At 68.6% G+C, this 25770-nt stretch carries 20 protein-coding genes and 2 pseudogenes; 5 read left to right on the top strand and 17 right to left on the bottom strand.

The features are described 5' to 3' along the window. Nucleotides 1–34: 34 nt before the first annotated feature. The 4 genes and pseudogenes from AAFL97_RS18510 to AAFL97_RS18525 form a co-directional block, all read left to right on the top strand. Nucleotides 35–745: pseudogene (locus tag AAFL97_RS18510) on the top strand (crotonase/enoyl-CoA hydratase family protein); the annotation flags it as partial. Nucleotides 746–878: 133 nt separating this feature from the next. After that, entirely contained in the window at nucleotides 879–2672 is a 1794-nt protein-coding gene (locus tag AAFL97_RS18515; protein WP_341646158.1) for an acyl-CoA dehydrogenase, read from the top strand. A gap of 69 nt (nucleotides 2673–2741) precedes the next feature. Then, a pseudogene (locus AAFL97_RS18520) lies at nucleotides 2742–3428 on the top strand (aldehyde dehydrogenase family protein); the annotation flags it as partial. A gap of 100 nt (nucleotides 3429–3528) precedes the next feature. Beyond that, nucleotides 3529–4266, top strand: coding sequence for an aldehyde dehydrogenase family protein (locus AAFL97_RS18525; RefSeq protein ID WP_341646159.1), 738 nt, complete (start codon nucleotides 3529–3531; stop codon nucleotides 4264–4266). Nucleotides 4267–4349: 83 nt separating this feature from the next. On the opposite strand, the gene ccsA is transcribed toward AAFL97_RS18525, so the two are convergent. The 9 genes from ccsA to peaA form a co-directional block, all read right to left on the bottom strand. Next, on the bottom strand, nucleotides 4350–6542 hold the full coding sequence (gene ccsA, locus AAFL97_RS18530; protein WP_341646160.1) for a cytochrome c biogenesis protein CcsA: 2193 nt from the start codon (nucleotides 6540–6542) through the stop codon (nucleotides 4350–4352). Between the two features lies 1 nt (nucleotide 6543). Then, complete coding sequence (locus tag AAFL97_RS18535; RefSeq protein ID WP_341646161.1) at nucleotides 6544–7557, bottom strand: U32 family peptidase; 1014 nt, start codon at nucleotides 7555–7557, stop codon at nucleotides 6544–6546. Further along, entirely contained in the window at nucleotides 7554–8420 is an 867-nt protein-coding gene (locus AAFL97_RS18540; protein WP_341646162.1) for a hypothetical protein, read from the bottom strand. Before AAFL97_RS18540 ends, AAFL97_RS18535 begins: the two co-directional genes overlap by 4 nt. A gap of 91 nt (nucleotides 8421–8511) precedes the next feature. Next, entirely contained in the window at nucleotides 8512–10014 is a 1503-nt protein-coding gene (locus tag AAFL97_RS18545) for an aldehyde dehydrogenase family protein (protein WP_341646163.1), read from the bottom strand. A 57-nt stretch (nucleotides 10015–10071) separates the two neighbouring features. Continuing rightward, a complete protein-coding gene (locus AAFL97_RS18550; RefSeq protein WP_341646164.1) occupies nucleotides 10072–11391 on the bottom strand; it encodes an alginate export family protein in 1320 nt (439 codons plus the stop codon). 94 nt (nucleotides 11392–11485) lie between these two features. Next, on the bottom strand, nucleotides 11486–12631 hold the full coding sequence (gene peaD, locus AAFL97_RS18555; protein WP_341646165.1) for a quinohemoprotein amine dehydrogenase subunit beta: 1146 nt from the start codon (nucleotides 12629–12631) through the stop codon (nucleotides 11486–11488). Nucleotides 12632–12640: 9 nt separating this feature from the next. Further along, nucleotides 12641–12967 (bottom strand): quinohemoprotein amine dehydrogenase subunit gamma, encoded by a 327-nt coding sequence (gene qhpC / locus AAFL97_RS18560; RefSeq protein ID WP_341646166.1) that lies wholly within the window; start codon nucleotides 12965–12967, stop codon nucleotides 12641–12643. After that, nucleotides 12964–14394, bottom strand: coding sequence for a quinohemoprotein amine dehydrogenase maturation protein (gene peaB, locus AAFL97_RS18565; RefSeq protein ID WP_341646167.1), 1431 nt, complete (start codon nucleotides 14392–14394; stop codon nucleotides 12964–12966). Before peaB ends, qhpC begins: the two co-directional genes overlap by 4 nt. A gap of 69 nt (nucleotides 14395–14463) precedes the next feature. Further along, entirely contained in the window at nucleotides 14464–16053 is a 1590-nt protein-coding gene (gene peaA, locus AAFL97_RS18570) for a quinohemoprotein amine dehydrogenase subunit alpha (RefSeq protein ID WP_341646168.1), read from the bottom strand. Nucleotides 16054–16649: 596 nt separating this feature from the next. Between peaA and AAFL97_RS18575 the strand changes: the two genes are divergently transcribed. Continuing rightward, nucleotides 16650–17663: a helix-turn-helix domain-containing protein gene (locus tag AAFL97_RS18575; RefSeq protein ID WP_341646169.1), complete on the top strand. Its 1014-nt coding sequence runs from the start codon at nucleotides 16650–16652 to the stop codon at nucleotides 17661–17663. Between the two features lie 32 nt (nucleotides 17664–17695). Here the strand turns inward: AAFL97_RS18575 and qhpG are convergent, their stop codons facing one another. The 8 genes from qhpG to AAFL97_RS18615 all read right to left on the bottom strand — a co-directional run bounded on the left by qhpG (nucleotide 17696) and on the right by AAFL97_RS18615 (nucleotide 25709). Continuing rightward, a complete protein-coding gene (gene qhpG / locus AAFL97_RS18580) occupies nucleotides 17696–19036 on the bottom strand; it encodes a flavin-dependent monooxygenase QhpG (protein ID WP_341646170.1) in 1341 nt (446 codons plus the stop codon). After that, complete coding sequence (gene qhpE / locus AAFL97_RS18585; RefSeq protein ID WP_341646171.1) at nucleotides 19026–19733, bottom strand: subtilisin-like serine protease QhpE; 708 nt, start codon at nucleotides 19731–19733, stop codon at nucleotides 19026–19028. Before qhpE ends, qhpG begins: the two co-directional genes overlap by 11 nt. Continuing rightward, the gene (locus AAFL97_RS18590; protein WP_341646172.1) at nucleotides 19734–21482 is read right to left on the bottom strand and encodes an ABC transporter ATP-binding protein; all 1749 of its coding nucleotides are present in this window, start codon (nucleotides 21480–21482) and stop codon (nucleotides 19734–19736) included. A 26-nt stretch (nucleotides 21483–21508) separates the two neighbouring features. After that, complete coding sequence (locus AAFL97_RS18595; protein WP_341646173.1) at nucleotides 21509–22429, bottom strand: MBL fold metallo-hydrolase; 921 nt, start codon at nucleotides 22427–22429, stop codon at nucleotides 21509–21511. Next, nucleotides 22426–22623 carry a DUF1289 domain-containing protein gene (locus tag AAFL97_RS18600; RefSeq protein ID WP_341646174.1) on the bottom strand — a complete coding sequence of 66 codons (198 nt, stop codon included), beginning with the start codon at nucleotides 22621–22623 and terminating at the stop codon, nucleotides 22426–22428. Before AAFL97_RS18600 ends, AAFL97_RS18595 begins: the two co-directional genes overlap by 4 nt. Continuing rightward, entirely contained in the window at nucleotides 22620–22820 is a 201-nt protein-coding gene (locus tag AAFL97_RS18605; protein WP_341646175.1) for a DUF1289 domain-containing protein, read from the bottom strand. Before AAFL97_RS18605 ends, AAFL97_RS18600 begins: the two co-directional genes overlap by 4 nt. A gap of 239 nt (nucleotides 22821–23059) precedes the next feature. Further along, nucleotides 23060–23998 (bottom strand): hydroxymethylglutaryl-CoA lyase, encoded by a 939-nt coding sequence (locus tag AAFL97_RS18610; RefSeq protein ID WP_341646176.1) that lies wholly within the window; start codon nucleotides 23996–23998, stop codon nucleotides 23060–23062. Nucleotides 23999–24014: 16 nt separating this feature from the next. Further along, nucleotides 24015–25709 carry an AMP-binding protein gene (locus AAFL97_RS18615; protein ID WP_341646177.1) on the bottom strand — a complete coding sequence of 565 codons (1695 nt, stop codon included), beginning with the start codon at nucleotides 25707–25709 and terminating at the stop codon, nucleotides 24015–24017. Between the last annotated feature and the right edge of the window lie 61 nt (nucleotides 25710–25770).

Consider the following 25770-nt stretch of genomic DNA (forward strand, 5'->3'; position numbering starts at 1 on the left):
ACCCAAGCCGCAACCCCTAGAGAGGAGAACATTCATGTCCGAAACCTTCCTGAAGATTTCCGAGCTGGACAACATCGGCATCATCACCCTGAACAAGGCGCATAGACGCAATGCGCTGGACGAATGTGCGATCGCCGAGATCGATGCCTACTTTTCCAACGTGCCCCGCCACATCCGCGCCATCCTGATGACGGCGGAGGGGGATCACTTCTGCGCCGGCCTGGATCTCAGGGAACACCACGACAAGGAGCGCACCGCAGTCGATTTCCTGCGTGTGTGCCAGGGCTGGCACCGTGCTTTCGACAAGATCCAGCACGGCGGCATTCCGGTCATCGCCTGCCTGCAGGGTGCAGTGGTCGGCGGCGGTCTGGAGCTTGCCAGCGCGGCCCATGTGCGCGTCGCCGACAAGAGCACCTTCTTCGCCCTGCCCGAAGGCACGCGCGGCATCTTCACCGGCGGCGGCGCGACGGTCCGCACCGCGAAGATCATCTCGCCCAACCGGATGGTGGAGCTGATGCTGACCGGACGCGTGCTGGATGCCGTGGAAGGCGAACGCCTGGGCCTCGCCCACTACGTCTGCAACACCGAAGCCAATCCCCGGTCGGCCTACGACCTCGGCCTGGAACTGGCACGCAGGATCGCGAGCAACGCCGTGCTCTCGAACTACGCCATCGTCACCTCCATCGACCGCATCTCCGACATGGCCGCGACCGAAGGCTTGTTCGCCGAGGGCCTGATGGCCGCAGTGGTGCAGACCGGACACGACGTCCAGTCGCGCCTGGGCGAATTCGTGGAACAAGAAGGCCTACAAGGTCCGGCCGAACAGCTGACCGCCGTCGGCGTGTGGCTGCAGACGCATATACAGGAGAGAAAAAGACATGAGCTACCGGGCGCCGATCGACGACATGCTGTTCTGCATGCAGGAGCTCGCCGGACTGGCGCAGACCGCGCAGTGGCCGGGCTTCGAGGAAGCGGGGCCGGACACCGCTGCTGCCGTGCTGGAAGAGTGCGCCAGGTTCAGCCAGGGGGTGGTGGCGCCGCTCAATGCCGTGGGCGACAGGGAGCCCTCGATCTGGAAGGCTGGGCAGGTAAGGACGGCGCCCGGTTTCAGGAGCGCCTACCGCCAGTTCGTCGAGGGTGGCTGGCAGGGCTTGCAGCACCCACCGAATTTCGGCGGGCAAGGCCTGCCCAGGACCATCGGCGCGGCCTGCGCCGAGATGTTCAACAGCGCCAACCTGAGCTTCGCGCTGTGCCCGCTGCTGACCGATGGCGCGATCGAAGCGCTGCTGACGGCAGGCAGCGACGAGCTCAAGGCGATCTATCTCGACAAGCTGGTGACGGGCGAATGGACCGGGACGATGAATCTCACCGAGCCTCAGGCCGGCTCGGACCTTTCGCTCGTGCGCACGCGCGCCGAGCCGCAGGCCGATGGCAGCTACAGGCTGTTCGGCACCAAGATCTTCATCACCTACGGCGAGCACGACATGGCGGACAACATCGTCCACCTGGTACTGGCCCGCGTGCCCGGCGCGCCTGAAGGCGTCAAGGGCATCAGCCTGTTCGTGGTGCCCAAGTTCCTGGTCGATCAGGCCGGCAAACCAGGGGCGCGCAACGACGTGCATTGCGTTTCCATCGAGCACAAGCTCGGCATCAAGGCGTCGCCGACGGCCGTGCTGCAGTTCGGCGACGAGGGGGGCGCAGTGGGCCATCTGGTGGGCGAGGAGAATCGCGGCCTCGAATACATGTTCATCATGATGAACGCGGCGAGATACGCGGTCGGCGTACAAGGCATCGCCATTGCCGAACGAGCCTATCAGCAGGCCGCGGCCTACGCGAAGGAGCGGGTGCAAAGCCGTCCCGTGGACGGCTCCACGGCGGGCAGCGCACCGATCATCCTGCATCCCGACGTGCGCCGCATGCTCATGGCCATGCGTGCCAGCACGCAGGCCTGCCGGGCCATGGCCACGGTGGCGGCAGCCGCATACGACGCGGCACACCACCATCCCGATGCCGCCACGCGCAGGGAAAGCGCCACCTTCCACGAATTCCTGGTGCCGCTGGTCAAGGGCTACAGCACCGAAATGAGCCTCGAAGCCACCTCGCTCGGCGTGCAGGTGCATGGCGGCATGGGCTTCATCGAGGAGACCGGCGCGGCACAGCATTACCGCGATGCCAGAATCCTGCCCATCTACGAAGGCACGACCGCGATCCAGGCCAACGACCTGGTGGGGCGCAAGACGGTGCGCGACGGCGGACGCACGGCACGCGCCGTCGCCGCGCAGATTGCCGCCACCGAAGCCGAACTCGCCGCCCTGGACAGTGCCGCGGCGCGGGCCATGCACAAGCGCCTGCGTGCGGCGCGGGAGGCTTTCGAGCAGGTGATCGGCTTCGTGGTCGAGCACGCCGGGCAACGGCCGAACGAAGTCCATGCCGGCTCGGTGCCATACCTGATGCTGGCCGGCATCACGGTTGCCGGCTGGCAGATGGCCCGTGCGCTGCTGCGCGCGGAGGAAATGCTGATGCGCGGCCAGGGCGATCCGGTCTTCCTGCATGCGAAGACCGTCACGGCACATTTCTATGCCGATCACGTGCTCACCCGAGTGCCTTCGCTCCGCGATGCCGCCATCGAAGGGGGGAACAGCACGATGGTCCTGGCACCCGAGCACTACTGAACGACAGTCAGCCCCGCCGCGGGCATTTCAACCCGGAAAACCCATCCGCGCCCCACAAGGAGTTCCACCATGACGCAGAGCAGCAGCAATACCGAGATCGCCCAGTACATCGGCGGTGCACGCACGGCCGGCAGCGGCACCCGCACGCAGCCCGTCTACAACCCCGCCACCGGCGCGCTCAGCCGCCAGGTGCGGCTCGGCAGCCGGGAGGACGTGGCAGCCGCGGTGGCCGCTGCCCGTGCGGCCTTTCCCGCCTGGGCGGACACGCCGCCGATCCGGCGCGCGCGCGTGATGTTCCGCTTCCTCGAGTTGCTGAACCGGCACAAGGACGAACTGGCCGCGCTCATCACCGCCGAGCATGGCAAGGTGTTCACCGACGCCCAGGGGGAAGTCGCCCGCGGCATCGACATCGTCGAGTTCGCCTGCGGCATTCCGCAGTTGCTGAAAGGCGATTTCACCGACCAGGTCAGCACCGGCATGGACAACTGGACGATGCGCCAGCCGCTCGGTGTGGTCGCCGGCGTCACGCCGTTCAACTTCCCGGTGATGGTGCCGATGTGGATGTTCCCGGTGGCCCTCGCGGCCGGCAACTGCTTCGTGCTCAAGCCCAGCCCCATCGACCCCAGCCCCAGCCTGTTCATCGCCGATCTGCTGAAGGAGGCCGGCCTGCCCGACGGCGTGTTCAACGTGGTGCAGGGCGACAAGGAAGCCGTCGATGCGCTGCTGGAACATCCGGACGTGAAGGCCCTCTCCTTCGTCGGCTCCACGCCGATCGCCAACTACATCTACGAGACCGGCGCACGGCACGGCAAGCGTACTGCAGGCGCTCGGCGGCGCCAAGAACCACATGGTGGTGATGCCGGATGCCGACATCGACCAGGCCGTCGATGCCCTGATCGGCGCAGGCTACGGTTCGGCCGGCGAGCGCTGCATGGCGATTTCGGTGGCAGTGCTGGTGGGCGACGTGGCGGACAGGATCGTGCCGAAGCTGGTGGAGCGCACGAAGGCCTTGAAGGTGCTCGACGGCAGCAATCCGGCGGCCGAAATGGGCCCCATCGTGACGCCTGCCGCGCATGCGCGCATCACCGGCTACATCGAGCAGGGTATCGCTGCCGGCGCCCGGTTGCTCGTCGATGGCCGCGATTTCCAGGGTTCGTCCGCCGGTGAAGGCTGCGAACAGGGATTCTGGCTCGGCGGCACGCTGTTCGATCACGTCGGCACCGACATGAGCATCTATCGGGAAGAAATCTTCGGGCCGGTGCTGTCGTGCGTGCGGGTGCCCGATCTCGCCGCGGCGGTGAATCTGATCAACGAGCACGAGTTCGGCAACGGCGTCGCCTGCTTCACCCGCGACGGCCATGTGGCGCGCGAGTTCGCGCGGCGCATCGAGGTCGGCATGGTGGGCATCAACGTGCCGATTCCGGTGCCGATGGCCTGGCACGGCTTCGGTGGCTGGAAGAAGAGCCTGTTCGGCGACATGCATGCCTATGGGGAAGAAGGCGTGCGCTTCTACACCAGGCAGAAGTCGATCATGCAGCGCTGGCCGGAGAGCATCGGCAAGGGCGCTGAATTCGCCATGCCGACGGCGAAGTAAAAAATGCCCCGGCGCGGCCCTGCGCCGGGACTTGCTCCCACTGCAGAGCGCACCTGGGCACGGTACGCGGAAAGGGATCCGGGTCAGCCAGCCCGTGCCGCCCTCGCCTCACGCTGCGGCAGCAGGGCCAGCCAGGCACCGCCCAGCGCCGCCAGCACCAGGCCCGTCCACAGCAGCGACACGAACGGGAAGACCTTGACCACGGCGACCACGGCCGGCGGCTCGCCATTTGCCGCATCCGCCTCCAGCAGCGCCGCGGGCGAGATCCAGAACTGCACGCTGCGGCCCCAGCCGTGGTCGATCAGAGGGTCGAGCAGGTAGCCCGGCGTCGTGACATGGCGGGCATAGCGATAATCCAGCAGTTCGCAGATCTGCCGCATCGGCCCGTCGTAGCGCTCCGGCAGGCTGCGGCTGTCGCGATAGAGCGTCTGCCCGTCCATGATCTCGCCGCGGGCGCCGCGCACTTCCACCCTCGTCACGGCACGGATGCCGGCCTCGCCGTGCCGGGCACCGTCGTCGGCATCGCCGACCTCGATACCCGCCAGGCGGAAGGTATAACCATGCCTGTCCTTCACCCAGCCGGTACTCGTCTCTTCCAGACTTCCCTCCGGCACCAGCTCGTGCTGCGAATAGCTGTTGAGCGCGATCGCCATCATGCCGCCCCACAGCATCAGCACCACGCCGGCATGGATCGCCGCCAGCGGCGCCGACACCGACACGCCTTTCCAGCCCAGGCGCCATGCCGTCACGCCGGCCCAGATGAGGCAGCCTGCTGCCAGGTAGGCCCCCGCGACCAGGCAGGCATCGAGCAGCGGCAGCAGTGCGACGATGTTCTGCGACAGAATGCCCCTGCCCGCATAACCACGCGTCAGCAGGCCGCCGGCCTCGGCCCCCAGCACCGCGAGTGCTGCCGCCAGCACCAGCGACACCCAGCCCGCACGCTTCGACAGCCGGCGGAAGAAATACCAGCCACCGACCCCGCCGAGCACCACCAGCGGGACCAGCAGCAGGCGGGCCAGCACGTAGCCATCCACGTCCCATTGATCGAAGGCCCGGCGCAAGGCGTCCAGCTCGCTGCCGCCCGGCATCAGGTTGACCAGCATGGCGAGAAAAGGCTTGTATTCGTCCGGGCGCGGCAGCCCCCAGGCCTCTGCACCGAAGGCGAAAGCCAGCTGCCCCAGCGCCGCGACGCCGGCCGCCAGGAAACCGAGCTGTGCCAGCCACAAGCCGATGCCCGATGCCGGCCGCGCCGGCAGGTTTCTACGGTCGCGCCGGGCCAGCGCACACCCCAGCCCGGCCAGCAGCAACACCACGCCGAGCACGAGATGGACGATCCACGAATCCGCCCCCACGTAGCGGTGCGAGCTGGCGAGCATCGGATTGCGCGTCACCGCCATCGCCAGCGGCGCCATCAGCGCGGCAAGCAAGGCCGCCCAGGGCACGGCCCAGCCGCGCGTGCGCCCGGGCGCCCAGCCGGCGACGCCATGCAGATGGGCGCTGAGGAAGCACCACAGGCAGAAGGCCGCGGTCTGCACCGGGTCCCAGTGCCACACCTGGCCGTACATCGCATCCTCGAAGGCCCACACCATGCCGAAGCCGATGCCGGCGGTCAGCACCGCCCAGGCCCGCCGCGCCCGTGCGCGGGCGAGCCCGGGCCAGGCCGGCTGCGCGCCGCGCAGGGCGGCCAGCGCGGGCGCCGCCAGCGACAGCGTCCAGGCATAGGCCAGCACCACCAGCGGCGCATGGAACAGCATCCAGATCTTCATCAGGTGGGCGTTCATGCCCTGCGACGGCGCTTGCGCCAGCCATTCGGCCGGCGTCGCCGCGAACGGCGCCAGCCACACCGCGGTCAGCGCATACCAGGCGGCGATCGCCGCGGCGACGGACCCGCGGCCCGCATCCGCCCCGGCGCGCGCGCCGCTCGCGGCCAGGCTCAGGCAGCAGGCCGCGAGCAGCAGCGTCGTGCCTTCATCGCCCCCCCAGACATTGGCCAGCTTCAGATGCAGCGGCAGCTCGGCGCTGCTGTACAGCCAGACGTAGCGCAACGCGAAGCCGTCCGCGGCGAAATGCCAGCCCAGCGCCAGCACGCAACCCCAGGCCAGCGCCGCGGCCAGCGACAGCAGGTATGGACGCCCGGCCGGCCTGAACGCCGCATGCAGCGCCAGCACGGCCGCGGCCACGAGCATGGCCTGCCCCGCCGCCGCCCAGCCGGCCGCCAACGCTGCGGCAGCCACAGCGGCCGCCCAGGCCGGCACGGCATGGAATGAGGCGCCCATTTCAGTTCGCCTCCGCCCGCAGCACTTCCGGGTAGTAGCACATGAAGCCGGTGGCGCAGTGCGCTTCGGAGGGTCTCAAGGCCATGGCGAAATCCCGCACCGCCGCATCGTCCGCGCCGCCGCGCACACGGTCGACAACCGACTTCACCATGCGCACGCTCGCCAGCTTGCGAGCCGTCGGCGCCTCGCGCCCGGCGATCTTGATCGCCGCCACCCGGCCGCGCCGCAGCGCGGGGATGGCACACAGGCCGCAAGGCCCGTAAGGCAGGCCTTCCGGCGTGGTGCTGAAACCGCAGGAGAAGCGGTACCAGAGCCAGCGCTCGTAGGCCTCGTCGTTCTCCCGCAGGCGCGCCGCCAGATGCGGCGGCAGTTCGCCGCCATCGCGGCGGCGGTAGCTGTAGCGGTAGCGGTCGAGGCAGATCGGCCCGCCCATCTGCCCCGGCAGATGGATCGTATGGCAGGCACCCTCCTCGAAGACGCAGCCGTCGTTGAGGACGAAAGCCTCGATCTCGATATCCGGCACTTCGGCGGCGATGCCGGCGGCTTCGTCGATGGTCACGTCGCGCGGCAGGATCAGCCGGCGCGCGCCCAGCTCGAGGCACAAGCGCGCCGCTGCCGCGTTGCGGCAGGTCGCCACCGAGCTGACATGCACGCGCAGGGCGGGAAAACGCGCCGCAAGCACATGGACCAGGCCGAGATCGCTGACGATCAGCGCGTCGCCGCCGACGCCGGCGAAGCGCTGCGCGATCTCCACCGCCGCCTCGGCCTGTGCGGCCGGGTAGTTCTGCGCGTTCAGCACCAGCGACAGCATGGCGCCGTGGGCGTGGGCCAGCTCGACCGCAGCGGCCAGATCCTCGTAGCTCTTCAGGTTGCCGGACGGCCGCCGGTTGGCGCTCAGGGCATGGAAGCGGCCGAGCCATTCCGGCGGCACCAGGCCGCAATAGAACTCGCTGGCGCCGGCCTGCGCCAGCAGGCCGATCTCGGACAAGCGGGACACCGGAGCGACGATTCTCACAAGGGCTCTCCCGCAACGACCAGGCGCGCGATCCGGCCCATGCCGGCCGCATGCCTCAGGGAATGCGCCATCGCATCGGAATGACGGCTGAACAAGGTGTTGCCGAGCTGCACCGCGCTGCAGGCATCCTCCCGCCCCGGCCGCGAAGCCGCCGCCGACATGCGCAGGCACTCCTTCTTGCAGCGGCGGCCGACGGCGAAGCGCTCCGGCCCCGTCATCGACAGGCTCCCGACCCGGCACATCCTCCCCTTGGCCACATACACGAAGGGCAGATGCACGCCTGCCGGCAGCGGCAGGCCGTCGAGCGCTTCCTCGTCGGGGAAGACCGGCATGTCGAGCTCCAGCCGGCGGATGCCGAGGTGCTCGAACAGCGCACGCATCGCCGGCGCCGCCAGCGCATGGCCGCAGCGGCCGGCCCAGCCCGCGTCGAGGCGCGGGTCCTTGGTCATGCGGCACAGCACCCGGCCCGCCACCAGCCCGAGGGACGGAAAGCGCGTCGCCACCCGGTGGGCCACGCCCCAGTCGTTGGCCACCACCTCCATGCCGTCCGGCAGCAGCGGCAACAAGACATCGAGCCGCCCGATCACGCCGGGCGAAGCGACCGGCGTGAGCAGGGCGAAACGCAGGCCGTGCTCACCGGCCTGGCGCACGGCCTCGCGCAAGACACGCGGCGACGGCAGCAGATGCTCGCAGAACTCGCTGCCGAAGTGCAGATGCGTCGGCGCCAGCGGGGCGAGCCAGGCGGCCAGCGACGCATCGCCATGGACGCGCCGCCAGTGGTGCTCGCGCACGGCGGGCACTGCGGTGGTCCAGTCGAGGGCGATGGGACGGGTTGCCGTCACCGCCAGCTCGGGGGTATCCATTCCGTTCCGTCCTTGCGGCCCCGGGCCGCACACAGACCGCACCGGCAGAAAGAACCGGCGCGCTGCCGGCCTGCAGCAGCGCGCACGGCACTCACAAAGCCATCAGCACCGACTTGAGTTCGGTGTATTGGTCGAACACCGCGCGCCCCATCTCGCGGCCGATGCCCGACTGCTTGAAGCCGCCGAACGGCATCGAGTTGTCCAGCACCGTATGGCAGTTCACCCACACCGTGCCGGCCTTGATCCGCGGAATCAGCCGATGCACCCGCGTCAGGTCGTTCGACCAGATGCTCGCCGCCAGCCCGTAGGGCGTGTCGTTGGCGCGGCGGGCGACTTCGTCCAGGTCGTCGTACGGCATCGCCACCACCACCGGGCCGAAGATCTCCTCGCGCACCACCCGCATGTCGTCGCGCGCATCGACCAGCACCGTCGGCTTGACGAAGTAGCCGCCGCCCGCACCCGCCTCGCCGCCCACCGCGGCACGCGCCCCTTCATCGAAGCCGCTGCGGATGTAGCCCATCACCCGTTCCTGCTGCACCGCCGACACCAGCGGGCCGAGCTGGGTGTCGGGCTCGAGCCCGGCGCCGACCTTCATGCCGGCGGCGATGTTCGACAGCCCTTCGACCACCTGGTCGAACTTCTTCTTGTGCACGAACAGGCGCGAGCCGGCAGTGCACACCTGGCCGGAGTTGAAGAAGATGCCGTGCGCCGCGCCGGCCGCCACCGCGTCGACGTCGGCGTCCTCGAGCACGATCATCGGGCTCTTGCCGCCCAGCTCGAGCGAGATGCGCGTCATGTTGTCGAGCGCGGCCTTGCCCACCAGCTTGCCGATCTCGGTCGAGCCGGTGAAGGCGAGCTTGTCGATGTGCGGGTGCGAGGACAGCGCGGCGCCGGCGGTGTGGCCCAGGCCGGTGACGACGTTGAACACCCCGGCCGGGTAGCCCGCTTCCTGCACCAGTTCGGCCAGGCGCAGCGCGCTCAGCGGCGTCTCCTCGGCCGGCTTCAGCACCATCGTGCAGCCGCTGGCCAGCGCCGGCCCCATCTTCCACGCCGCCATCAGCAGCGGGAAGTTCCACGGGATGATGGCGCCGACCACGCCGACCGGCTCGCGCCGGGTGAAGCCCCAGAACTCGCGCTCGCGGACGATCGGCACCGAGGGCTGCATGGTCTCGCCGCCGATTTTGGTCGCCCAGCCGGCCATGTAGCGCAGCGAATCGACTACCAGCGCAACGTCGGCGAAGCGCGCCACCGTCACCGGCTTGCCGTTGTCCAGCGCTTCGAGCTCGGCCAGTTCCTGGGCGTTGGCCTCCACCAGGTCGGCCAGCTTCATCAGCAGGCGCTCGCGGTCGACCGGACGCATGAGCGCCCAGTCGCCGCCGTCGAAGGCCTTGCGTGCGGCGGCCACCGCGCGGTCGATGTCGGCCTTGCCGCCGGCCGGTACCTTGGCGAAGGCCTGGCCGGTGGCCGGGTCGAACACGTCCAGCGTGCCGCCGTCGCTCGCCTCCTCCCAAGCGCCGCCGATCAGCATCCGGTGCGGCTTGCTCACGAAGCGGCGGGTGTTCTCATTCAGCAGTGCACTCGTATGTGCATCCATGTCCTGTCTCCGTATATGTGCATTGGGTATCGGTAAAATCCAGCCGAAACAGTGGCCTCAGAAATTGAACAGCAGCACCGCCTGCAGATAGACGTTGCGCCTGTCGTTGCCCTGCAGGCTCTTCACGTCCTTGCCGCGCGGCTCGTAGATGCCAACAAGCGGTACGAAGGTGAACTTGTCGTTGATCTGCCAGAAGGCGAACAGGTCGATCTCGCGTCCGTCCAGATCGGCCGCATCGCCGATCGAGCGGATGTCCCAGTACTGCAGCGTGACCGCCAGATCCTCGCGCGGCGTCAGCGTCAGCTCCAGCCGGTCGACCTTGTTGCCGCTGTTGGCCGGCCCGGCGTAGTTGGCGGCGACTTCGCCCTGGAACCAGGTCCCCAGGCCGCGGCTGAGGCCGAAGAACAACGGATCGAAAGCCTCGTTGCGGGTGGTCGAGGCCTTGTCGGCCGAGAAGCGCGCATGGCGGTAGTTCAGCGTCGGGCTCCAGGCGACGTCGGCGAAGGTCCAGCCGCCTTCGACGAACCAGGCGTCGGCGTCGTTCTTCACCGCGGTGTCGCCGCCGCGCTGGTCGACGTACTCGAAGGCCACGAACAGGTTGTCGACGCCCAGGCTGCCCTGGCCGCGCAGGTTGGCGATGCGCATGCCGTCGCGGCTATCGAAGATGCCCAGCCCGGCGCCCTTGTCGACACCGAGCACCTTCATCCAGCTCAGGCCGAGCGTGCCGTAGGTTTCGGACACGTACTCCAGGTTCAGCCCGCCCAGTTCGGTGTCCTGCTGGTAGGGATTGTTCGACTTGAGCCAGAACACGTCGCCGCGCCACGGCCCGGCGGGGTCGATGCGCAGGATCGCGGTGTTGCCGAAGCTCTTCTTCGCCGCGATGTAATAGGCGCCGCCGCGGTCGACGTCGACACCGAGCACATCGAGCCCCTTGCCGAGGTTGACGCGGTCGGCGGCGATCAGGAAGCCGTCGCCGAGCTGGAACTGCTGGCGGCCAAAGGAGAAATCGAACACGCCGCCCGCGCTGCGCCAGCCGAGATAGGCATCTTCGAGGTCGACGTCGCGCTCACGTCCGTTCGTGTAGCCTGCGGCATCACCGTCCCCCCAGGTGCCCTGCGCGATCGCCCCCAGGCCGCCGTACAGTTCGCCTTCGCCGGCACGGAGGCTGCCGGTCAGCACACCGTGGATGAAAGCTTCCCGCCACTTCTTGCCGCCTTCGCCCAGATAGTCCTCACGGGTGGAAAAAGCCCCCGCCATGCCGTCCACGCTCAATCCCAGCGAAGCCCGCTCGCTCTGATAAAGATCCAGCGCATGCGCCGGCCCCAGACACGTCAGCCCGACAGCCAGTGCGGCCGCCACCTTCGTTCGAATACGCATTGCGCCATCTCCCCGATGATTTTTTCAGTGATGCATCCATGCGGCCTTCCGGCCGCGCGAGCCCCTGCTCCGCCGATGGAACAGGGGCCCCGCCTCAGCGCACGAAGACCTGGCCGGTGCCGAGGGACATGTCGCCGCCCGGCAGTTGCACGTTGCCCAGCTTGGTCAGCGAGTCGGCGTCGTAGATGGCGATGTCGTTGAGGGTGCCGGTGAGATAGAGCCGGCTGCCATCGTGATTGGTCAGCAAGGTGTAGTAGGTATGCTCCAGTTCCACCGCCTGCACCAGCTTGCTCTCGGCAATGTCGTACTTGGTCAGCCGGTGCAGCAGGCCGTAGATGATGTTGCGGTCCTTCGGCGAACGCAGTCCGGTGAAGTAGATCTCGGTCAGCGGCCCGAACTCGCGCGCCTCGGCCTCGCCCGTCAGCAGATTGACGTTGAGATAGCCGTACTGGAACTCGGCCGTCGCCATGTCCTGCTTGTCGTCCTGGTATTTCGCCGTGGTGTAGAGGATGGTGAAGTCCCGCTGCGGCGTCTGCACCGGCCACACGTACAGCACGTCCAGCGGCGCATGGGTGCTGCGGTTCCACTCGCGGATCGGCAGCTTCACCTTCATCTCGCCGGTCTTCACATCGACCTCGTACACGTTCTGCCCGGCGAGGTAGAGCGTGCCGTCGGGCGCCGCCTGCATGATGGTGGACTGGCGCGGCGCGGGGAACATGCGCACCGGACGGGCCTCGAGCCCGGCGCTGGTGTCATAGACGGCAAAGCGCGGTTCGCCGACGCGGTAATGGTCGCGGTTGATCGTCGTCGGGTTCTGCACCGCGTACACCTCCTTGCCGTCGGCACTGACGGTGAAGGACGCGAAGGACTTCGCCCGCTCGTTGTCGGCCAGCGACATCTCGGCGCGGAAAACCACCTTGCAGGTGTCGAGTTCCACCCCGTAGATGGTGCCGAAGCGGTTGTTCAGGATGTAGGCGATGCGCCGGTCGGGCGAGATCTGCGTCAGGCCCGGACCGAAGGCGTCGGGCAGCGTGCAAGTCTTGTAGACGCTGGCGGCCGTCACATCGACCACGTTCAGGTTGTTCGGGTAGTTCGCCACCATCAGGTACTCGCTGCCCGCTTTCAGCGCCAGCGACTCGTTGGCCGCGGCGGCCGGCAGCGCGCTGCCGGCGACACAGGCAGCCACGGCGGCGGCGCGTGCACTGCGGCGCAGGGCGCCGCCAATCGTCGTGTTCTTCATGTCTGCCCCTTACAGCTTGTCGCCCGGGAACACCGAGTCGAGGTTGCGCCAGTCTTCGCGGGAGTTCGTCGCGTCCTTGTTCCAGTCCGGATAGGTGATCATCGTGTCGGGCACCTGGGCCGGCCACCAGCAGGGGTCGGCGCAGCCGTAGAGGTCGGCTTCCATCGGCTGGCACAGCCCGGCCACGCCACCGAAGACATCGACTTCCCAACCGGGGTCGACCGTCGCCGTGCAGCCGGCGAGTGCGCTCATCGCCACCACTTCCTCGACGCGATCCTCACCGACGGCCTGCTCCAGCAGCTTCGCCTTGTTGTTGATTGCCTTCAGATGTTTCATGACGCCCTCCTCGGGGAAATGTGCTGTTCGATGAAGGCCGGGTTGCCGGCCATGATGCGGCTGTAAACTTCGATGCCGAAATCCACCCAGTCGCGCATCAGATCGCAGTAGTGGTAGGTGGGGTGGGTGGCGTCGCCGTAGCGCGCATAGCTCTCGTGGTAGCAGCCGCCCGAACACAGGTTGCGGATGCGGCAGCTCGCGCAGCCGGTACCGCTGCGGTCCAGGCGCTGCGACAGGAAATCGCCCAGTTGCTCGCGCTCGATGCCGTCCTTGACGTTGCCGAAGGTCGGCAGCTCGGAGCCGGTGAAGCGGTGGCACAGGTTCAGTTCGCCCTTGTGGTCGACCGCCAGCATCTTCAGCCCGGCGCCGCAGGGCAGCAGCTTCTTGTGGCCCTCGTGCATGTCGGTGATCAACTGGTGCATGTTCGAGAAGCCGATGTTGCGCCCTTCCAGCGCCGCCTCCAGGTAGCGCCGGCCGAGCCGCTTCATGCCGGCGAAGACCTCGGCCACTTCCTCGTTGCTCAGGTTGAAGCTGCTGATGTCGCCCGAGGTCACCGGCGCGAAGCCGACTTCGGCGAAGCCCAGCTCGTTGAACAGGTGGTCCCAGATGCGCTCGACCTCGGTCGTGCCGTGGGTCAGCGTCACCCGTGCGCCGACCGGCCGCGCGGTATAGCGCGACAGCAGCCGCTCGGCCTTGCGCCGCACGGTTTCGTAGGTGCCCTGGCCGCCGACCGTGAGCCGGTTGCGGTCGTGGATCGCCTTCGGGCCGTCGATGCTGATCGACAGGCCGAAGCGGTGCTCGTTGAGCCAGTCGATGGTGTCGTTGGAGAGCAGCGTGGCGTTCGTCGTCATGACGAAATCGACCTGCTTGCCCAGGCCGGCGAAACGCTCCTCGCAGTAGGCCACCACGTCCTTGATCAGCGGCAGGTTGCTGAGCGGCTCGCCGCCGAAGAACACCACGTTGTAGCGCGACTCGTCGGGCGACTCGCGCAGCAGCAGCTCGATCGAATCGCGCGCGGTGTCGAAAGCCATCTTGCGGCCGGCCGAGGGCTTGTCGAGATCCTCCTTGTAGCAATAGGTGCAGCTCAGGTTGCAGCCGGTATTGACGTTGAGCACCACCGTCGTCAGCGGAAAGCGCTCGAACACGTGCGCGGCCGCCGCGCTGCCGGCCGGGTGGCCGTCGTCGACCAGCTCGAGCGCCACCAGGTCGCGGATCGCACCGGCGACGTCGTCGGCGTCGAACTCGGTGCGCAGGCCGTCGATCAGCGCCTCGGCGGTCAGGCTCTGGCGGCGGATGCGGTCGATCAGCGCCTCGGTCAGCGGATCGAGCGCGAACAGCGAACTGCTCGGAATGTGGAACAGCATGCGCGTGTCGTCGACGCGCAACTCGTGCAGGTTGTGCTGCACCAGGTTCAAGACGGCACCCATCGGAGCCTCCTCAATCATCGGGATCGCGGGTGGCGGGACATCGCCCGCCGGGACGTCGGACGCAGCCGGTCAGGGAAGCGGCGGGTTGTTCCAGCGCGGCGGCGCAATGATCAACTGGCCTTCGCCGCGCAGCGGCTCGCCGCCCTGCTCCACCTCGGCCACCACCTTCAGGTTGCCGACGTTGTTGGCCGACATCCGCCGCAAGGGATTGGGGCCTGCACCGCCGGGCACGAAGACGCCCGAAGCCTCGTCCATCAGGCCGGCGAACTTCACGTCCTCGTCGCGTGCCGCAACCTCGTCGAACGGCTCCACCGACCACCGGGCCGGCACCACGCCGATGCGGAAGTCGTCGCTGGTACCGGCCTGGCCGTCCGGCCCCACATCCCAGGCCTCGGCATCGAAGCGGGCTTCGACCTTGGCGGTAGGCGTGCCGTTACCGCCGATGCGGGCCACCGCGTAGGCAGGCAGCACCTTGAGTTCGCCGATGCGCTCATACACCGCCAGGCTGCCGCCGCTGGCCGTGCCCACCGTCACCGGATGCGTGCCGCGCGCGGCCGTCTCCGCACGCACGCGCAGCACCACTTCGCTGGCCGAGCGCTTGACGGTTTCCAGCAGGCTCACACCTTGCGGCAGCACGACCTCGCCCTCGAGCTTCGAGCCGACGATGCGCAGCTCCCCTTCCTCGCCCGCCTTCAGGTAGGCGGGATGCACCGCCAGCACGCGCGTATTGCCGTCACGCTGCAGGCTGGCGACGACGTCGCCACCCACTTCGTCGTGGTCGCGCAGGAACATCCGGCCGCGCAGCACGCCGTCCTCGAGCGCGAACACCTGGCGCATCGGCGTACCATCGACGACCAGATCGCCGCGCCATTCGTAACCGGTGTAGATCAGCGCCTGGCCCTTGCCTGCCATCGGCTTGCCGTCGTCCCAGCGGCCTTCGAAGCTCAGCGCATGGAGATCCTCGCCCTTGCCGGCCGACACCTTCATGACGCCGGAGAAGCCGCCGCGCCCGGTCATGTGGCCGCTCAGGCTCCATTCGCCGTTGACCGCCTGCGGCGCGCGCGCCTGCCAGGCTTTCCAGGCTTCCGATTCCAGCGGCAGCTTGCTGGCAAGCTCGGGCACCATCTCCTTGAGCGCGATGCCCAGCCAGTCGCGGTCGCGGCTGAAAGCCTGGAACTCGGTGGTGGGGTACTGGCCGAGGTGGAAATGCACCAGGTGCTCCCATTCCGACGCCGGCCGGCGCTGCAGCAGCACTCGCGCGCCGGAGTGGCAGCGCGCGCACATCTCGGTGAATTGCTGCGACTCGAAGGACTCCATGGTGTTCAGGCGGCGTTCGAGCGCATAGCGCGAGCCCTCGGTCTCGGACGGCGCCAGCCCCTGGGTATCGGCCAGATGCTTGACGACCGCGCGGCGCTCTTCGTCGGTGATCTTCAGGCCATGCACGATCTGCATGCGGGCAACCGACATCAGCCAGCCTTCGGGCGATTTGCGCTGGTCACCGATGCGGCTGAAGCCCGCATCGGTTTCGTGACAGGCCTGGCACTTTGCACGCATCAGGGCTTCGCCGGAAGCGGCGGCAAGCGCGCCGTGGCCAGGCAGCAGCACTGCCAGGGCCGCCAGCGCGCCGCGCAATGTTTGGGCGATCAGTTTCTCGTTCAAGGTCGGTACTCCCGTTCTTGGTCATGAGCATCGATTCCAGGCAGGACGATGGCGCCCGTACCCACCACACCGCGACGACTCGGCCGAAGCGGCGATGTCGGCAAATGCTAGGCCGGGCGGCAGGGCAGGCGTTATCCGAAACCGGCAAGGCCACCAGCTTCCAACTGCGCGCCCATGCACCATGCCGAGCACCCGCCCGACGAGGCCCCAGCCAATCAGTCCTTGACACCGCCTCGATCACGGCATAACCATAAAAAGGAGAACGAAAACGACAAGGGCCTTCCTTTCCATCGAAAGGAAGGCGAACAGGAGACAGACAGAAATGAACCGCCCCTGCCCTGCAGCGTGCGCATGTTCACGCGCGCGCGTCTCACCCGCGGCACACCCGACCTTCCACCCCATCTCCTGTCCGACGCCATGCCCGGCACAAGGGCGTCGCCGGGCCGGCGTGCGCCAGGTCGGGGCGCGCCGGCACCCCGGTCGCATGCCGCCGAGCGGCAAGACACCGTCCGTCAAGGGATTGCGAGCATGGAACGGAGTTGGTGCGCGCCTTGCTTGCAAACACCGGTCATCATCGTTCCGGTGAGGGGTTCCTCATGATTACCCAGGCCCTGGCGCAGGCCAATGCGCCATTCATCAAGCATCTGCACGAAACCGGCGACATCGACGAGCATGCCGCCTGTCTGCGGGAATGGGGGCAGCGCTACGATCAACTGTCCGCGGGCACCTTCGGCGGCACCTTCGAAGAGTTCTGTTTCGGCAACGTGCAGATCTTCCGCGAGGAGGCCAACCAGTCCATCCACGAGAGCGGCATGCCCTGGCAGGGCTCGCTGGTGGTGGGCGTGGCCACCTCGCTCGACAACAACGGCTGGTTCTGCGGCGAAGACTTCAGCTATGACTCGATCATCACGCTGAAAGGCGGCGAAGCGCTGGATTTCCGCACCCCCAGGCGGCACGAACTGGTGGCCGCCACCATCGACATCAACAAGCTGAACGACTACGCACTCCAGGTCGAACACCGCGATCTCGGCATCGAACTGAAAAACCTCTGCCCGATCGCCAACAGCGCGGAACATGCGGCGAAACTGCGCTCGTTTCTCGTCACCGTCCTTGCCAGCCTGCGCGCGACACCGCAGATGCTGGCGCACGAGCAGATCCGCAAGGCCCTCGAGCAAGCCGTCTACGCCACCATTCTCGAATCGATCGCCAGCGCCCCGGAGCCCCGCCAGACGCCATCCAGCCGGGCCCGCCGGATCATCGTCGAACGGGCGCGCACCCTGATGCACGAGCACATCGACGAACCGATTTCCGTCGCCGATCTCTGTATCCAGCTGCGCGTATCGCGGCGCACACTGCAATACAGCTTCCAGGACGTGCTGGACATGAACCCGGTGAAGTTCCTGCGCGCATTACGCCTCAACGGCGCACGCAGAGCACTCAAGCAGGCCGACCCGCAGCACGACACGGTCGCCGACATCGCCGCACGCTGGGGCTTCTGGCATCTGTCGCACTTCGCCGCCGATTACCGCGAAATGTTCGCCGAACTCCCATCCGACACCCTGCGCCGCGCCCGCGATCCGGCGCTTCTCCTGCCGCCGCCGGCACGCTGAAGGCCCCGGGTGCGCCATCATGGTGCACAGCGTCATCCCAAATCGGCAATCCAGCCCTGCCGATGCATCCATTCGATGAGCCCAGCAGCACGCTCTATCGGTAAATTCAATGCCGCTGCCAGCGCCTCGCGCACCGGCTGGCCCGGAAGCGCGGCACGCACGGCCAGCAAGGCAGACGCCAGCGGCACGCCGTCGAGGTGCCAGATACCCTGCGGCTGATCCGGCGTCAGCACCACATCGGCCTCCACGATCCGGTCACGATGCAGTACCGGACGCCGCGCCACCGTGACCTCGGCCGGTATCACGCTGCGATGCAGGGGTTCGGCATCCGGCCAGCCGCGGCGCAGCTGCCAGAACGGCCGGTCCGCCCACGCTGTTTCCTGGGCATAAAAATCACGCCCAATACGGGCGAAACGGTAGAACAGGTGCTCGATGCGCTGCTGGTGGAAGCGGCGCGCCAGGGCCGCGCGCGCAGGGTCGTGGCGCAGCGTCGCCACCACCGCCGGCGCCTGCAGCGCCGACGACAAGGCCTGGAAGATGCCGTTGCCCGACAGGGGGTCGACGGCCATCGCCGCATCGCCGACACGAATCCAGTCGTCGCCGGCCAGCACTTCGTTGAGCACCGGCGTACTGGTGCGCGCATGGGGCTCGCCGACCGGCTCGGCGCCACGCAGAAAGGGAAGGGCAGCATCGATGTCGCGCAAACGCGCAGTGCAATAGCCGGCCAGCGCCTTCTTCGGCGGCAGCGCGGCACTGCGCACGTCCAGCGTCAGTTGCAGGTAGCGCCGGCCATCGGCCAGCGCCGCCATCCACGCCCAGCCGTCCTCACAGCTCTGCACCGCCGAGTGCGCGCTGCCGGACGGCCCCTGCCAGTACTGCAGCAGCGACACCGTTTCGGCGCCGCGCACGCGCGGCAGTCCACCGCCCGGCGCCGCGCGGCCGCGGGCCTCGACGATGAAATCCGCCGCCAAGGTCTGCATGCCGCCTGGCGTCTCGACCCGGATCTCGTGGCAGCCCGGCGCGGAAGCGACTTCGGCGACGTGGCCGCGCACCACCTTCACGCCCAGGCGCTCGAGGTCGTCCAGCACGCCGCGGTCGAAAAGCTGGCGGTCGACGAGGCTCTCCCGATTGGCCTCGGACGGCATGCCGTTCCAGCGCACGCGGCGCGGCGACGGCGGCGCGAACGCGCCCATGGCCTGCTCCAGCCCCAGCCCGTGCAAGGCTCCGAGCACACGCGCCGACACACCTTCCACCGCAGCGAAACGGCGCGGCTCGCCCACCAGCGTGACCGGCTCGCCCATGCGTGCCAGCCCGATTGCCGCCGCCGCGGCCGCCGGCCCGGCACCGATCACGACGATTCCGTCAGCGGCCATGCCTCAGCTTCTCCCGTTTCAGGCTCTCCAGGTCTTCCACGCCGTGATGGCGCGCCTGCGCCGCCAGCCAGCCGGGCAGCGAGGCCGCGCTGCCGCCGGCCGCCAGATGGCTTGCGGCCATGCCGCTGAGCCAGGCACAGGCCATGCTGGCCCCCGCACCGTCCAGGCTGCCGTCCAGCGGCCGCACGTAGGCGCCGTAATCGGCATGCGCGGCGCCGAGCGCGGCGATCTCGCCGGCTGCGGCACAGCGCGCATCGCCCGTCACCCGCAGCACGCCGGGAAAACCGGAAGGATAGACCGGCTGGCCACGCGCCGGCGCCGACGCGCACAGCACCACGCCCGCCGCCAGCGCACGCGCACAGGCGGCCGCCAGCACCGGGCGCGGCTCGCGCAGGCCCAGGCTCAGGTTGATCAGCCGCGCATCCTCGTCCACCAGCCAGTCGATCGCTGCCGCCACCTGCGCGGCAGACGTCGCCGGGCGGTCGCGGAACACCTGGGCGACCAGTAGCTCGGCCTGCGGCAGGCAATGCAGCAGGGCTTCGGCGACGCGGCTGCCGTGCCCGAGGCGGTCGGCTTCGGCAGGCACGCAGCGCAGCTCGCCATCGTCGAGGACGAAGGCAGCGGACGATGCCACATGCGGCGCCTGCGCGGCCGCATGTCCGCTATCGACCACCCCGATGCGTATCCGCGCGCTCATCTAGACGGCCTCTCCACTGTCCGGCAGCACGCTCAATCGCCCTGCCTGCAAGCACACTCGCAGATCACAGCCGGCCAGTGTCGCCGGGCGATGACTGATGAGGATGCGGGTACGGCCGGCGAACAGCGCATCCACCTCGGCGATGATGCCGGCCTCGGTCGCCTCATCGACGGCCGACGTGGCTTCGTCGAGCACCAGCACACAGGGCTGCTGCAGCAGCGCGCGGGCGATCGCGATGCGCTGGCGCTGGCCGCCGGAAAGCTGCTGGCCGCGCTCGCCCAGCGGCGTGTCGAGCCCCTGCGGCAGGCGTTCGACGAGTTCGTCCAGCCGCGCCCGCTGCGCGGCCTCGCGCACCGCCGCATCGTCGGCCTGCGGCGCGGCGTAGCGGATGTTGTCGGCGAGGGTGCCGCGGAACAGCACGATGTCCTGGCTGACCACCGCCACCTCGCGCCGCAATTCACCGAGCCCGATCCGGCGCAGATCGGTGCCGTCGAGCCGGATCGCGCCTGCGCCCGGATCGTAGTGCCGGTGCAGCAGGTCGATCAGCGTCGATTTGCCGGCGCCCGAGGCGCCGGTCAGCGCCACTTTCGCGCCGGCCGGGATCAACAGGCTGGCGCCGTCGAGCACCGCGTCGGCCCGCTCCGCATGGCGGAACACCACCTCGTCGAATTCGATCGCGCCGCGCCATGAGCGCGGTGCCGGCTGCACGGCGGGCCGCGGCTCGGCGGCGCCTTCATCGCCCTCGTCCACAACCTCGGCCAAGGCCTCGCGCAGCTCGCTGACCCGCATCAGGCTCACGCTCATGCGCTGGATGGCGACGTACAGCCCGAGCAGGCTGTTGACCGGGCCGGTCGCCATGCCCAGGTAAGTGGAGAACGCGATCAGCGCGCCGAGCTGCCAGCTGCCTTCGATCACCCACCAGCCGCCGATCAGGAAAGCCGCGGCACGCGTCAGCGAGGTCAGCGTCGATGGCACGGCCTGGGTGAAGAACTCGGTGCGCTGCAGCCGCAGCAGGTCGCCGAGGTAGCGCTCGCCCAGGCGGTCGAGGCGCGCGCGCTCGTCGGCTTCGCGCCGCGAGGCCTGGATGAACTTCATCGCCGGCAGCGTCTCGACCAGGAAGCTCGACACGTCCGCCGCGCGCTCGCGCACCGTGCGCGTGCGCGCTTCCACCTTGCGCCGCATCCAGCGCAGCCAGGCCGCCTCGAGCGGCACCAATACCAGCACCAGCAGCGACAACTGCCAGGACAGGCTCAGCATCAGCACCAGCGCGCCGACCAGGCCGATGACGCTGCTGACCGCGGCGAACAGGCTATCGACGGCGAAGCGCTGGATCTCCGCCACGTCGCCGTCGAGCCGCGACATCAGGTCGCCCATGCGCTGGCGGCCGTAGAAAGCCGGCGACAGGGTCTGCAGGTGGCGGTAGAGATCGCTGCGCAGCGCGAACAGGATGCGGCCGGACAGGCGCGTGTGCAGCTGCCGGTTGACGCCCGCCAGCACGGTGCCGGTGATGCCGGCCAGGATCATGCCGCAGGCGACCGCCACCAGGGTCGGGTAATCGCGCGCGATCAGGCCGTCGTCGATCAGCATCTTGGTCAGCCACGGCTGCAGCAGCACCAGCAGGGTGGCACACAGCGAAAGGGACAGCAGCCCGGCGATCGCACGCCGCTGCGGCCGCACGAAGCCGTACAGCCAGCGCAGACCGCGGCGCAGTTCGTCCGGCCGCTCGCTATGGACCAGGCGGCTCAGCACGGAACGCCCTCAAGCCGCCGCATGATTCAGCTTGCGACCAGCGCGCCGTGCTCCCGCCGCGCCACGCCGGCCCGCTCCAGCTCCTTGACCAGCCAGGCGGCCAGCGCATCGGGATCGAGGCCGAGGAAGCGCTGGTTGGCCGCGCGGTACAGCGGCGTTTCGTCGAGGTGGCGCGGCAGCTCGTCGAGCGCCATGCTGCGCACGTCGAGCAGCCTGAAGGTGATGCAGGCGCGGATCGCGTTGCGCGCCATGCGCGCGCCGTCGGCCTCGAAGGCACGCAGGCGGGCAAAAGCGCGTTCGAGCGCATCGTCGAATTCGGCAAAGGGCGCGCCGTGGCCGGGAAGGACCACGTCCACCGCCAGGCGGCCGATGGTTTCGAGCGTGCGGCGGGCCTCGCCGAGCGCATCGCCGGTGCCGAGCACGTCGCCGAACAGGATGCCGAAGCCGTCGCGCCACAGCGCATCGCCCGACATCAGGATGCGGCGCTCGGCGTTGTAGTAGGCCAGCGCGTCCATGTCGTGGCCGGGCGTGGCGATGGCCTGCCATTCCAGCTCGCCGGCGACGAAGCGGTCGCCGGCATCGAGCGTGGCATCGGCCCGGAAAGGCTCGCCGGCCTGGTCGATGACGCTGAGCAGCAGCGCGGTCTCGTCCCAGTCCGCCACCGCCTGCGCCATGCCCTTCGGCACCGTGATGCTGCAGCCGAAAGCGCGCTGCACGGCGGCATTGCCGCCGATGTGGTCGGAGTGCGAATGGGTGTTGATCAGGCTGCCGAGATGGCGCCCTTCGAGCGCGGCATGCAGCAGCGCCACGGTCTGTTCCGCGTGCGTGACGTAGCCGCTATCGACCAGCGTGGCTTCGCCGCCGTCGAACAGCAGCACGTTGTTGGCCGACAGCCAGCCGCGTTCGAGCACACGCAGCGTGTCGGGCAGGCGCGGCGGTGTGCTCAAGCCTCGTCCTTCCCTTCTTTCGCGCCATCATCGGACGCAGCGGCTTCTCCGCTTGCCGGCACCTCAGCGTCCGGCGCAACTTCAGGCGCATCCGTCGTACCGTAGATCTCGTCGGCCGTGCGGCCGCAGCCCAGGCAGACGCCCGACTCCCAGTCGATCATGCAGACGCCGACACACAGTGCATCGCCACTCATTCGCGCACCTCCACCGGCTGGCCGGCCTCCTCCAGCCAGACGCGGCGCTCGGCCACGGCGGCGAGAATGGACCGGCGGTCCTCATCCGTCGTACTGCCCCAGCGCGCGATCTCCTCGATCGTGCGCTGGCAGCCTTCGCACCAGCCCGTTTCCGGACTCATGCGGCAGACGTTGATACAGGGCGAAGCAGGATTCATGGCGGCTCTCTCGGTGGGGCGCGGACGGCGCATGCGTGTGCACCGTCTCGTTGGTGGCAGGCCGGATTATGACCGAGTCGGCGCAGGCCGGGCCGAAACGCCGTCGCGGCCCCCTTCCCCCGGCGCTGAACGGATGCCTCTGCATCGGGTATCCCGGGCGCTCCTGACCGGGCATCCCTGAGCCGCCGCCCCTCACCGGACGCCCTCTCCCACAGGGGGCGGGGGCGTGCTGCCACGTGCTACATGCAGCCGGCCTTCGCCCGCTTGGCCAGCACCGCACGCGCCACCCGCGAGGCCGGCTCGCGCTCCAGTTGCGCGCTGATCCAGGCCGCCACATCCACCAGCGCATCGAGGTCGATGCCGGTCGCGACGCCCAGCCCGTTCAACAGCCAGACCACGTCCTCGGTGGCGACGTTCCCCGACGCGCCCGCCGCATACGGGCAGCCGCCCAGGCCGCCGACCGAGGCATCGAACACCGCCACGCCCATCTGCAGCGAGGCGTGGATGTTGGCGATCGCCATGCCGTAGGTGTCGTGGTAGTGGCCCGCCAGGCGCTCGGCCGGCACCCGCCGCATCACCGCTTCGAGCATGCGCGAGATGCTGGCCGGGTTGCCGGTGCCGATGGTGTCGCCCAGCGAGATCTCGTAGCAGCCCATCTCGATCAGCGTCGCCGCCACCTCGGCCACCGCCTGCGGCGCCACCTCGCCTTCATAGGGGCAGCCGGCCACGCAGGAGACGTAGCCGCGCACCCTGACACCCGCCGCCCGCGCCGCCTCGGTAACGGGGCGGAAGCGCTCGAGCGACTCGGCGATCGAGCAGTTGATGTTCTTGCGGCTGAAGGATTCGGAGGCCGCGCCGAACACCGCGACTTCGGTCGCGCCGGCGGCCAGCGCGGCCTCGAAGCCCTTCAGGTTGGGCGTCAGCACCGGATAGGCGACGCCCGGCGCGGCGGCAGCCAGCACGCGGCCCAGCACCTCGGTGTTGTCGCCCATCTGCGGCACCCACTTGGGCGATACGAAGGAGGTCGTCTCGATCGCCTTCAGTCCGGCCGCCTCCAGGCGGCGGACGAGTTCGACCTTGGTGTCGGTGGACACCAGCCGCTTTTCGTTCTGCAGCCCGTCGCGCGGCCCCATCTCGACGATGCGGACGGCGGCAGGCAGGGTCTTGCTGGTCGTCATGGATCACTCCGTCCGTTCAGGCGGTTTTCGCTTCCTCGAGTCCGAGCGCTTCGGTCACCTTCTGGCGGATCAGGAATTTCTGGATCTTGCCCGTCACCGTCATCGGGAAACTGTCGACGAACTGGATGTAGCGCGGGATCTTGTAGTGCGCGATCTGGCCCTGGCAGAAGGCACGCACGTCGTCCTCGGTGATCGAGCCTTCCTCGCGCAGGATGATCCAGGCGCACAGTTCCTCGCCGTATTTCTTGTCGGGCACGCCAACCACCTGGACGTCGAGGATCTTCGGATGGGAGTAGAGGAACTCTTCGATCTCGCGCGGGTAGATGTTCTCGCCGCCGCGGATCACCAGGTCCTTGATGCGGCCGACGATGTTGCAGAAACCCTCGTCGTCGATCACCGCCAGGTCGCCGGTGTGCATCCAGCCGGCGGCGTCGATCGCCTCGCGGGTCTTGGTCTCGTCGTCCCAGTAGCCGAGCATCACCGAGTAGCCGCGGGTGCATAGCTCGCCCCGCGTGCCGCGCGGCACGATACGGCCTTCGGTATCGACGATCTTCACTTCCAGGTGCGGCATGATGCGGCCGACGGTGGACACGCGGCGGTCGATCGGGTCGTCGGGGCCGCTCTGGAAGCTCACCGGCGAGGTCTCGGTCATGCCGTAGGCGATCGTCACCTCGCCCATGTTCATTCTGTCGATCACCCGCTTCATGACCTCGATCGGGCAGGGGCTGCCGGCCATGATGCCGGTGCGCAGGCTGGAGAGGTCGAATTCGGCGAAGCGCGGATGGTCGAGTTCGGCGATGAACATCGTCGGCACGCCGTAAAGGGCGGTGCATTTCTCTTCGGCGACCGTTTCCAGCACCGCCAGCGGCTCGAAGGCCTCGGCCGGATATACCATCGTGGCGCCGTGCGTCAGGCAGGCGAGATTGCCGATCACCATGCCGAAGCAGTGGTACAGCGGCACCGGAATGCAGATACGGTCACCGGGCACGAGCCTGATCGTCTCGCCGATGAAGAAGCCGTTGTTGAGGATGTTGTGGTGCGACAGCGTCGCACCCTTGGGACGGCCGGTGGTGCCCGAGGTGAACTGGATGTTGATCGGATCGTCGAACTGCAGCCGCTCGCCCAGCAGTTCCAGCTCGCCCAGTTCCTCCTTGGTCGGCTGCGTCAGCAGATCGTCGAAGTTGATCATGCCGGCAGACTTGTCGCCGCCCATGCGGATCACCATCTCCAGCGACGAAAGACGATGGCTGCGCAGCAGGCCCGGCTCGCAGTGGCCCAATTCGGGCGCGAGGTCGGTGATCATCTCCAGGTAGTTGCTGGTCTTGAACGCCGGCGCCAGGATCAGCGCGCGGCAGCCGACCTTGTTCAGCGCGTACTCCAGTTCGGAGCGGCGGTAGGCAGGGTTGATGTTGACCAGCGTCAGGCCGGCCTTGGCGGTGGCGAACTGGGTCAGCGCCCATTCCACGTTGTTCTGCGACCAGATGCCGATGCGCTCGCCCGGCGCGAGGCCGAGCCGCCTCAGGCTGCAGGCCAGCGCATCGACGCGGCCGCGCAGCTGCGCGTAGGTGAGGCGTACGTTCTGGTGGCGCACCACCAGCGCCTCGCGCTCGGCGTGGCGGGCGCAGGCTTCATCGAAATAGCGGCCGATCGGCAGGCCGATCAGTTCCTTGCCGGTCGAACCGTGCACGTAACTCGGGATATTGCTCGACATCTTCGTCTCCTTTGCATCCTCGCGGCTGAGCCGGCTCTTGGACGGCCGGCTGGCAGCGCTC

Origin of the sequence: Thauera sp. SDU_THAU2 (assembly GCF_038260575.1) — a bacterium.
GTDB lineage: Bacteria > Pseudomonadota > Gammaproteobacteria > Burkholderiales > Rhodocyclaceae > Thauera.